The 7868-nt window shown below is 71.3% G+C and carries 11 protein-coding genes; 8 read left to right on the forward strand and 3 right to left on the reverse strand.

All coding sequences use genetic code 11. The features are described 5' to 3' along the window. Positions 1-41: 41 nt before the first annotated feature. Positions 42-956 carry an NADP-dependent oxidoreductase gene (locus JCO01S_RS14845; RefSeq protein ID WP_068257499.1) on the forward strand — a complete coding sequence of 305 codons (915 nt, stop codon included), beginning with the start codon at positions 42-44 and terminating at the stop codon, positions 954-956. Positions 957-975: 19 nt separating this feature from the next. Here the strand turns inward: JCO01S_RS14845 and JCO01S_RS15560 are convergent, their stop codons facing one another. Then, positions 976-1428, reverse strand: a complete 453-nt coding sequence (locus JCO01S_RS15560) for a MarR family winged helix-turn-helix transcriptional regulator (RefSeq protein ID WP_169796968.1) — start codon at positions 1426-1428, stop codon at positions 976-978. 82 nt (positions 1429-1510) lie between these two features. On the opposite strand from JCO01S_RS15560, the gene JCO01S_RS14855 reads away from it, so the two are divergent. The 4 genes from JCO01S_RS14855 to fmdA all read left to right on the forward strand — a co-directional run bounded on the left by JCO01S_RS14855 (position 1511) and on the right by fmdA (position 4906). Further along, complete coding sequence (locus tag JCO01S_RS14855; RefSeq protein WP_245634467.1) at positions 1511-2614, forward strand: substrate-binding domain-containing protein; 1104 nt, start codon at positions 1511-1513, stop codon at positions 2612-2614. A gap of 90 nt (positions 2615-2704) precedes the next feature. After that, positions 2705-2989 carry an FmdB family zinc ribbon protein gene (locus JCO01S_RS14860; protein WP_068257502.1) on the forward strand — a complete coding sequence of 95 codons (285 nt, stop codon included), beginning with the start codon at positions 2705-2707 and terminating at the stop codon, positions 2987-2989. Positions 2990-2992: 3 nt separating this feature from the next. Beyond that, positions 2993-3598 carry an AmiS/UreI family transporter gene (locus JCO01S_RS14865; protein ID WP_068257505.1) on the forward strand — a complete coding sequence of 202 codons (606 nt, stop codon included), beginning with the start codon at positions 2993-2995 and terminating at the stop codon, positions 3596-3598. 60 nt (positions 3599-3658) lie between these two features. After that, positions 3659-4906 (forward strand): formamidase, encoded by a 1248-nt coding sequence (gene fmdA, locus JCO01S_RS14870; protein ID WP_068257507.1) that lies wholly within the window; start codon positions 3659-3661, stop codon positions 4904-4906. Between the two features lie 104 nt (positions 4907-5010). Here fmdA and JCO01S_RS14875 read toward each other — a convergent pair whose 3' ends face one another. After that, positions 5011-5841 (reverse strand): urea carboxylase-associated family protein, encoded by an 831-nt coding sequence (locus tag JCO01S_RS14875; RefSeq protein WP_068257510.1) that lies wholly within the window; start codon positions 5839-5841, stop codon positions 5011-5013. A gap of 192 nt (positions 5842-6033) precedes the next feature. Between JCO01S_RS14875 and JCO01S_RS14880 the strand changes: the two genes are divergently transcribed. Next, a complete protein-coding gene (locus JCO01S_RS14880; RefSeq protein WP_084342976.1) occupies positions 6034-6657 on the forward strand; it encodes an LON peptidase substrate-binding domain-containing protein in 624 nt (207 codons plus the stop codon). 150 nt (positions 6658-6807) lie between these two features. On the opposite strand, the gene JCO01S_RS15815 is transcribed toward JCO01S_RS14880, so the two are convergent. Further along, on the reverse strand, positions 6808-6972 hold the full coding sequence (locus tag JCO01S_RS15815; protein WP_157074657.1) for a hypothetical protein: 165 nt from the start codon (positions 6970-6972) through the stop codon (positions 6808-6810). A 110-nt stretch (positions 6973-7082) separates the two neighbouring features. Between JCO01S_RS15815 and JCO01S_RS14885 the strand changes: the two genes are divergently transcribed. Then, positions 7083-7355 (forward strand): hypothetical protein, encoded by a 273-nt coding sequence (locus JCO01S_RS14885; RefSeq protein WP_068257512.1) that lies wholly within the window; start codon positions 7083-7085, stop codon positions 7353-7355. A 28-nt stretch (positions 7356-7383) separates the two neighbouring features. After that, a partial coding sequence (locus JCO01S_RS14890; protein ID WP_500778496.1) for an oxidoreductase occupies positions 7384-7868 on the forward strand: 485 nt, incomplete at its 3' end.

The following is a 7868-nucleotide window of genomic DNA, read 5'->3' on the forward strand; positions in this document are numbered from 1 at the left end:
TTGGGTTCGGAGCAACGTCGCGCCGAAAGGATCCAGCACGCATGTCCGCAGTCTTCGCCTTCACCACCTACGGCGGCCCGGAGGGCCAGGAGCTCATCGAGCGCGGGGTGCCCGAGCCCCGTGCCGACGAGATCGGGGTCGAGGTGCGTGCTGCCGGGGTCAACCCGGCGGACGCCAAGCGCCGCGAGGGCGCCTTCGGCACGAAGGGGACCCTGCCGGTCGCGATGGGGCTGGAGGCTGCCGGTGTGGTCACCGCCGTCGGCGAGGACGTCGAGGGCTTCTCCGTCGGCGACGAGGTCCTGGGCGAGCCGGCGCGTGGTCAGGGCAGCTTCGCCGAGCACACCGTCTTCAAGGCAGCCAAGGCGGTGCACAAGCCGGCGGACCTCCCCTTCGACATCGCGGCGACCCTGCCGGTGGCCGGCACGACTGCCTACGACCTGACCCACCAGGTGCCGGTCGGAGCCGGCGGGACGGTGCTGGTCCTCGGCGCCGGGGGAGGCGTGGGCCGGATCGCGCTGCAGATCGCCGGGGCCGGGCAGCGGACGGTCATCGGTGTCGCCTCGGAGGACAAGCGGGATCTCGTGGAGTCCACCGGTGCGACCTTCGTCCCCTCGGGAGAGGGCGTCGCGGGCCGGGTGCGCGAAGCGGCCCCGGGCGGTGTCGACCTGCTCGCCGACCTCGTCGGCGGTGACCCGCTGCGCGAGCTGGCGCCCTTGGCCAAGGACCCCACGGGGATCGTTTCCGCGGCCGACGGGGACACGGCGGCCGAGCTGGGCGGCTCGGGCCGCACCCGTTCGGACGGCGTCCTGCAGAACATCACGGACCTCGCGGCGCAGGGGATCGTCGCCCCGCACATCAGCGCCACCTACCCGCTGGCCCGGGCGGCCGAGGCGATGGCAGCCGTCGAGGGCGGGCACGGTGCCGGCAAGGTGGTCATCGAGCCCGTCCGGAGCTGATTCGGGGAGTGGGATCCGCTCAGGGATCGATGGAAGGTGCCAGCTGCTGCAGCAGCCGCGCGAGGTCGTCACGCTCCTGGTCGCTGAGCGCGGCCATCGCCTCGGCCTCGGCGGTCCGGACCTTGGGGCGCAGGGCGCGCACCCGTCGCCGGCCCCTGCTGGAGAGGTGCACGAGCACCCGGCGGCGGTCGGCGGTGTCGGCCGCACGGTAGACGAGCGAATGCTCGACGAGGTGGTCCACGAGGCGGGTCAGCGAGGCACCTGCGACCGTGCTCGTGCTGCCGAGCGCCGACATCGTGCACGGCCCGGCGCCGGCCAGGTGCTCCAGCGCCCGCCACTGCTCCACGGACAGCCCGGCGGGTGCGAGGGCCGCGCCGATCCGCTGGTCGAGGTCCTGGCTGATGAGCGCGAGCAGCCACGCGTGGTCGCCCGTGGTGACCTCGCGCGTCGTCTCCCGGACCGTCGTACCCACTGCGTCTTCCCTCTTCCCCATTCGCTCCGGACAACCTACATTGGATGGATCCTTTTCAGGTGGAAACACTACCCAAAGACGTGTGAGGGAACCCGTGGAGCTGGCGACGGCCCCTCGGCAACTGCACCGGGCCCACCGTGATGCGATCCGCATCGGTCTGGCCATCCCGCTGCAGGGCCCCGGGGGCATCTTCGGTCCGTCCTGCGAGGCCGTGTCCGAGCTCCTGCGCCGCCGGCTCAACGAGCACTCCGGTGTGCTCGGCCGGCCCGTCGAGCTCGAGGTCATCGACGCCGGCCGGCCCGTGGCCGAGGTGGCGGGCGAGGTCCGCGACCTCATCGACCGAGGTCGCATCGACGCCCTCACCGGCTGGCACATCTCCTCGGTCCGCAACGGCCTGGCGCCGGTCACCGCCGACCGGATCCCCTACGCCTACACCTCGCTGTACGAAGGGGGCGAGCGCCGCCCCGGCGTCTTCTGCGCGGGGGAGACCCCCGACCGCCAGATCAGGCCCGCGCTGGCCTGGATGCGTGAGCAGCTGGGACTGACCCGCTGGCACATCGTCGGCTCCGAGTACGTCTGGCCACGCCGGTCCGCGACCGTCGCAGCCGGTTACCTGCGCGACCTCGGTCTGGACCTCGTCAGCACGAGCTTCACCCGCTTCGACTCGGAGCACTTCGAGGGCGTGCTCGACCACATCGAGCGGGCCCGGCCGGCCGACGGGGTCCTGATGTTCCTCGTCGGGCAGGACGCGGTGCACTTCAACCGGCAGTTCGCCGCGCGCGGGCTGGACCGCCAGCTCGTGCGCCTCAGTCCGCTCATGGAGGAGAACATGCTCCTCGCCTCGGGCCCGGACGCCGTGCGCGACCTCTACGTCGCCGCCGGTTACTTCCGGTCCCTGCCGACCGGGGGGTCGATGGACTTCGTCGGCGACTACGGAGCCGAGTTCGGGCCCGAGGCGCCCCCGCTGAACAACCAGGGCGAGTCCTGCTACGAGGGCATCCGGCTGCTCACCCGGCTCTTCGACGCAGCGGGCAGCACCTCCCTTCGCGACGTGCTGCGGGTCGCCGAGGGCCTGACCTACGACAGCCCGCGGGGGACCGTGCACCTGCGGGGCGGCCACCTGCACCAGTCGGTCTATCTCGCGCGGGCCGAGACTGCGGACTTCGACATCCTCACCTCCCTCTGACCGCGCTCCGACGCGCGCCCCGGGCGTCGACCCATTGACAAGTAGTTTCATTTGGGTATGTTTCAAGTCACTTCATAAACGGAGGCCAGGATGCAGATCTACACGTATGCATGTACCGACTGCGGCAGCTTCGACCTGATGCGCCCGATGGCCCGTCGTGACGAGACCGCTTCCTGCCCCAGCTGCGAGCAGGCCGGCCGACGGGTCTTCACCGCTCCCCACCTGGGTCGGCTGGACCCGGCGCTGGACCGGGCGGTGACCAGCGCCGGCCGCAGCTCCGAGAGCCCCGGGGTCACCCGGCACGTCCCGGCCGCGGCCGGGCCCCCTTCGCCGCCACCCCGGCGTCCCGACCTGCCGCCGCTGCCCAGGCCGTGACCGATGTCCTCCGTCGGCCTGATCTACGTGGGCGTGGTCCTGGTCATCAACGGCCTGCTGCTGCTCGGGCGGGTCACGGCGCAGGAGGCGGCGCCGCTGAACGTCTTCGTCGGCGTCATCCAGGTGGCGATCCCCACCTACCTCATCGCCACCGCCCCCGACCCGGCCGGGATCTTCGCCGCCTCGGGGATCTACCTCTTCGGCTTCACGTACCTGTGGGTGGGCATCGCCGGCTTCACCGGGCAGAGCCTGCGCGGCTTCGGCTGGTACTGCCTGCTCGTCGCGCTGTGCACGACCGTCTACGCGGGGGAGAGCGTCGTCCGGGCCGGTGACGCGGGCTTCGGGGCGGTCTGGCTCCTCTGGGGCGTGCTGTGGTTCCTCTTCTTCGTCGTCCTCGGGCTGGGGCACGAGTCCCTCACCCGGCCGACCGGCGTCTTCACCGCGGTCACCGGAGTGGTCACGGCGATCGTCGCCTTCCTGTCCCTCACCGAGGTCTGGAGCGGCGACTGGGTCACGGCCGGTCTCGTCGCGGTCGTCGGCGTCATCGGGCTGGCGGTCATGGGGCCGGTCGCCGCGCGGATCGATCCGGCGACGGAGGTGGTCGCCTGAGCAGCGCCCCACCCCGCCCGATTCGGACCTGATCAGTTGCACCAGAGATGGAGACAAGCAATGCCTGACGTGATTTTCAGCGTGGACCACGACAAGTCGATGCGGGACCAGGCGGTCCCCGGCCACAACCGGTGGCACCCGGACATCCCGCCGGCCGCGACGGTCAAGCCCGGCCAGACCTTCCGGGTGGAGTGCAAGGAGTGGACCGACGGCCAGATCCTGAACAACGACTCCGCGAACGACGTGCGGGACGTGGACCTGGACCACAACCACATGCTCTCCGGGCCCTTCGCCATCGAGGGCGCCCAGCCCGGTGATCTGCTCGTCGTCGACATCGTCGACGTCGGCCAGGTGCCCCAGGCCGAGGGGGAGAACTGCGGCGAGGGGTGGGGCTACTCCGGCATCTTCGCCAAGGTCAACGGCGGTGGATTCCTCACCGACTACTACCCGGACGCGTACAAGGCGATCTGGGACTTCCGTGGGCAGACGTGCAGCTCGCGGCACATCCCGGGCGTGCAGTACACCGGCATCCAGCACCCGGGCCTGGCCGGCACGGCGCCCTCACCGGAGCTGCTCGCGCAGTGGAACAAGCGCGAGCAGGCGCTCATCGACACCAACCCGACGCGGGTGCCGCCGCTCGCGATCCCGCCGACCGGTCCGGGGACCCTCGCCGGGACGGGCAGTGAGGAGGTGGCCGCGAAGGTCGCCCGGGAGGGCGCGCGCACGGTCCCGCCGCGCGAGCACGGCGGGAACATGGACATCATGAACTTCACCCGTGGTGCGCGGGTCTTCTACCCGGTCTACGTCGACGGGGCGAACTTCTCCATCGGCGACCTGCACTTCAGCCAGGGCGACGGGGAGATCAACTTCTGCGGCGCCATCGAGATGGGTGGGTTCATCGACCTGCACGTCGAGCTCATCAAGGGCGGCATGGAGACCTACGGGGTCACGCACAACCCGATCTTCCTGCCGAGCCGGGTGGAGCCGCTGTACAACGAGTGGCTCACCTTCACCGGGATCTCGGTGGACCACCGGGACGACACCAACCTCTACATGGACGCGACGGAGGCCTACCGCAACGCCTGCCTGAACGCGATCGCCTACCTCGAGAAGTGGGGCTACACCGGGGAGCAGAGCTACCTGATCCTCGGTACCTCGCCGATCCAGGGGCGGCTGAGCAGCGTCGTCGACATCCCGAACGCCTGCTGCACCGTCTTCCTGCCGACGGAGATCTTCGACTTCGACGTCCGGCCGGGTGGCGACGGGCCCGTGAAGAAGGACCGTGGGCAGGTGGCCGTGACCTCCTGACCCTCCCGGGGGAGGGCCGGCGGCCGCGATGCCTCGAAGGGGGCGTCGCGGCCGCGTTGCGTGGACGGTCCCTGAGGAGCTTGCGCAGCAAGCGTCTCGAAGGGTCAGGGCTCGACCAGGCCGTGGCCGCCGGCGTAGGCGGCTCGCTCCGGCGGACGCCACCCGGTGAGCGCGGCCTCCGGCACCTTGTGGACCTCGATGCCCAGGGGGCGGCAGACCGACTCGGCGTCACCGGCGTCCGGGCCGAACATCGGTACCGAGAGGTCACCGCCGGGGCACGTGGACAGGGCGGCGAGCAGGTCGATCTCGGCGAAGAACTCGAAGTAGTCGCCCTTCTTGGCCGGGCAGGTCTTCATGAAGTACTGGTCGTGCTCGTTCAGCCCCGTGCACTGGAAGACGTTGAGCACGTCGTGCACGTCGAACTCGGTCAGGTGGTACGGCCGCACCGCCCGGGTGAGGTTGGAGTGGCAGTGCCGGTCGAAGGGGGCGTCGTTCAGCATCTGGTTGACGTAGGGATCGCATCGGGTGCCGAGGAGGTCGTGGACGCGGCCCCCTTCGCCGTCCATGCCGTAGTCGGCCAGCGAGTCGCCGGTGATCGTCGCCATCGGTCGCAGGAAGGGCAGGGTCGACCAGAGCCGGTCATGCGTGCTCACGTGCGCGGCCTGCAGCTGGCGGGTGCGGGAGGCCCAGAAGCGCTCGCGGGGGTCGTGGCGGTTCCAGAGGTTCAGGTCTGCCACCTGCGGGCCCTCGATCGTCACGATCCGGCACACGTGTCCGGCAGGTACCTCCCAGGCCCGGCCGCTGCGGATCGGGATGACGAAGGAGTCGACGAGCTCGCGCCCCTTCGTCATCGACCCGATCCGGTCGTACAGCTCGCGGTCGACGTCGAGTGGCCCGCTGGGGGTCGACTGGTAGGCGGCGTCGGTCAGGCTCATCAGTGTCTCCTCGTGGTGGCGGATGGGCGGGCTTCACGTGTGGCCAGCATGACGGCCCGGCACGTCGTACGGCAGTTGGGTGAGGAGTCGCGGCCTCGGGCCCGGAATGTCGGGGCTGCCAGGTCCGCGGGAGGGCGAACTGCAGTACGAGGTGTCGGGACCGAGGGGCGCGGGGTGTGCGAGGTTGGTGGCATGGACGTCCTGCCGATGTTCCCGCTGGGGGCCGCGCTGCTACCGGCGCAGCCGCTGCCGCTGCAGGTCTTCGAGTCGCGGTACCTGAGGATGATGGAGGTCGTGGCCGAGGGGGACGGGCGCTTCGGCGTCGTGCTCATCGAGCGGGGGACCGAGGTCGGGGGCGGGGACGAGCGCTTCCCCATCGGGTGCGTCGCGAGCATCGAGCAGGTCCGGCCGATGCCGGGTGGCCGCCTGGGTGTCCTGGCGCGGGGGCGGGAGCGTCTCGAGGTCGTGCGGTGGCTCCCCGAGGACCCCTACCCGTGTGCCGAGGTGCGCTTCCTGCCGGACCTGACGTGGAGCCAGGAGCAGTCCGGGCGACTCGCCGAGACCGAGCACGCCGTCCGGCGCGCGGTGAGCGTGATGAGTGAGTACCGTCCGCAGCCCTGGCCCGCCGACGTCGAGCTCGCCGAGGACCCGGTCGCAAGGAGCTGGCAGCTGGCGGGGATCGCGCCGCTCGGACCCCTCGACCAGCTGACCCTGCTGCGCGCCTCCTCCGTCGAGGAGCTCCTCGAGCGCACCGCGCAGCTGACCGGCGACGCGCTGGACCTGCTGGCGCTGCAGTTCCCCGACGACCCGGAGTGAGTCGGAGTGGTGTGCACGGAAGGTAGTGAAAACCAGGGTTTCCAACCGATCAATGACGCGAGACGCACCAGCACGACCTTTCGCGCACGCGGACGTGGCCCTTCGAGGCTCAGGCCGCAGGCGGCCTTCGCGCTTCAGGGATCGAGGGGGTCAGTTCTGCTGGGGGTCACGCTGATCGGGCTGGCCGCCTCCGTCACCCTGCTGCTGGCGGCGCTCCTCCCGGCGCTGCCGACGCCTCTCCCGCCGCTTCTCCCGCCGTGCCTGCCGGACGCCCATCCGGACGCTGCGGCGGACGGCCCTTCGGATGCCTCGCATGAGCACTCCTCTCCAACAGGGGACTTCTTGCCGCACCACCGTAGGCCTTCGGGCCACTGACGGCAGCCCGGTGGGGTGTGCTGTGATGGGAGGACGGGAAGGAGAGGGCCATGGCGGATGTCGAGATCGTCACGCACGGCGACGGGGAGTACGAGGTGAACATCCGGGGCGGCGACGGATCGACGTCGCACACCCTCCTGCTCGACGCGGCGCAGGCCGCGAGCGGCGGGCAGCTCGCCGACGACGAGCGCACGGCCCGGGCGACGATCGCCTACCTGCTGGAGCACCAGGACGCAGGCGACCTGCCGCAGCTCATCGACCTCGAGGAGGTCCTGGCCGCCTACGAGGGCGCCACCGAGCGGATCGTCGCGCTGCGGGAATGACCCGCCGGCCGTCGTGGCTGAGGAGAGAGTGAGCATCTCCCTCCCACAACCGGACGACCGACTCGCGCTGGCCCGGGGGCCGGTGTGGCGCAACCGCTATGCCCTCGCGCCGCTGACCAACACCCAGAGCAACGCCGACGGCACGCTCTCGGAGGACGAGCTGCGCTGGCTCGTCGCGCGGGCCGAAGGGGGCTTCGGCCTGACGATGACGTGCGCCACCTTCGTGGCCCCCGAGGGGCAGGCCTGGGCCGGGCAGCTCGGGATCAGCGAGGACCGCCACCTGCCGGGGCTGACCCGCCTCGTCGAGGCGATCCGGGAGGCCGGCGGCGCCTCCTCGGTGCAGCTGCACCACGGCGGCCTCCGTGGCAACCCGGACGTGACCGGCCGGACGAACCTCGCCCCGTGGGACGACCCGGAGAAGCAGGCCCGCGCCCTGACCACCGACGAGGTGCACCGCTCCGTGGCGGACTTCGTCGACGCGGCGCGGCGGGCCGAGCGGGCCGGTTTCGACGG

It is taken from the genome of Janibacter corallicola NBRC 107790 (genome assembly GCF_001570965.1).
Taxonomy (GTDB): Bacteria; Actinomycetota; Actinomycetes; order Actinomycetales; family Dermatophilaceae; genus Janibacter; species Janibacter corallicola.